This is a genomic window from Scytonema hofmannii PCC 7110, assembly GCF_000346485.2.
Classification (GTDB): Bacteria; Cyanobacteriota; Cyanobacteriia; order Cyanobacteriales; family Nostocaceae; genus Scytonema; species Scytonema hofmannii.
This window is the reverse complement of the sequence record NZ_KQ976354.1, coordinates 8213016-8213824: the sequence shown is the minus strand read 5'-3', so window position 1 is coordinate 8213824 and position 809 is coordinate 8213016. Positions and strand designations below refer to the sequence as shown.

Below are 809 nucleotides of genomic sequence, written 5' to 3'. Positions count from 1 at the left end.
GCTTCCCAATTACTTATTGTTTCAAAAATTTGTCGAATTTCCTCTTTTAATTCATGCATGATTTTTAGACTAGGAGAAACTTGTTTGACTTCAATTAATTTCTCTTGTTGGACTTGATTTAGATCTTCTTCATTCTTAAGTAAAATATATTTACTTTTTGTAAGTCCTTGTAAAATTTTTTCACTGTCTGCTTTATCTTGAGGAGATTCCGCTTTTTTTATAACTGATTCTATTTGACTTTTTTCTCTCTTTCTTTGTGTATCTAGTTCCTTGTTTATCTGTACCATTACATGAAATCTGTCAGCCACTACTTGTGCATGAGGCATTAATTCTTTCACTAAACTTTTATAACCTTGCCATAAATCTATACTCACTTCTTCTATTTTATCTAAAACATCATTCCCCCATTCAATTAAGATTTCTCTTATGACTTCTTGTGTGCGCCCATGTAAAATTGTAATTGGTTTAGATGTATCCAAATCTGTTAAGACTGCACAGTAATTTCCATGACCTTTCACCAAAGCTATTTCGTCAATTCCCAGTCTTTTTAATCCGTCATGTTTTGATGAAGATAATCCTGTAGATGCATCTTTTAACATTCTTTCTATTTCTTCTGTCGTCACAATTCCTTTGGATGCAACACTGTGAATATCGTTTTCTAAAACGTCTTGTATTATTTTTTGAGCTAATCTTTTTGTATATGTCCTTTTTCGGCTTACGAAATCTAATTCTTCACTAAAAGGTTTTTTACACACCTCACATTTGAATTGTATAAAAGTTTATTTCTAAAAAAACTGGTTTTTCTCCAA

The 809-nt window shown here is 30.8% G+C and carries 1 pseudogene; it reads right to left on the bottom strand.

Annotated elements, in window-relative coordinates:
* A pseudogene (locus WA1_RS34730) lies at positions 1-809 on the bottom strand (ISL3 family transposase); the annotation flags it as partial.